The 700-nt window shown below is 55.1% G+C and carries 1 protein-coding gene; it reads right to left on the minus strand.

Going from position 1 to position 700, the window contains the following annotated elements; all coding sequences use genetic code 11:
- The coding region (locus tag HMPREF3153_RS00005; protein WP_246817123.1) for an integrase core domain-containing protein at positions 1 to 700 on the minus strand (700 nt) is incomplete at both ends.

The raw sequence follows: 700 nt of genomic DNA on the forward strand, positions 1-700 counted from the left end.
GCGTTGCTTGACTGGGCGGATAGACCGTCTACGGTGGGACTGATGGTAGGAGATGATTCTTGCTGGATTGGTTCGTTATCGTCATCGATGGTTGTGGGAGAAGCTGCAACTTCTCCCACAACCGGCGCCATCGCCTCTTTAACCCCATTCTCGATACGATGCTCGTGGTGTATCGCGCTTTCTGAGTGTGTATCCCGGTATGACTTCACAATCTTGGCCCACAGCACATCCGGGTCAATGGGTTGTGTTGGGGATTGAGCGTGGGCGAAGTGCTCACGGGCTTGGGCTGGAGTGATGTGCATTTTGCCGACTAGCAGGCCTTGATGGCGGCGCCTGGTGTTGTAAAACTCGCGGTAGTCGTCCAACAGCTGTTTGACGTGCTGAAGTGTTGTAGGTTGGCGTGCATCGAGAAACTTGGTCATGGTTTGATGCGAGCGTTCATCTTTGCCTTGGGTTTGCGGGCCAAAACCTGCAATGGACCAGATACCTTGGGCGGCGAGCCAGCGCTCGGTATCGGACAACCGGCCCCGGTGATAGGTGGCGAAAGCTTCACCGTTATCGGTCAAAAGTTCCTGCGGGCGACCATACGTTTCTATTGCTGCGGCCAAGGTAGTGCGAGCATCGAATCCGTTTTCTTTGGCGGCGAAGGCTTGTGAGCCCAGATCAAACCGGCTGGCATCATCAACCAGCTGGTAGATAG

This window comes from Corynebacterium sp. HMSC06C06 (assembly GCF_001807295.1).
In the GTDB taxonomy this organism is placed as follows: Bacteria; Actinomycetota; Actinomycetes; order Mycobacteriales; family Mycobacteriaceae; genus Corynebacterium; species Corynebacterium striatum.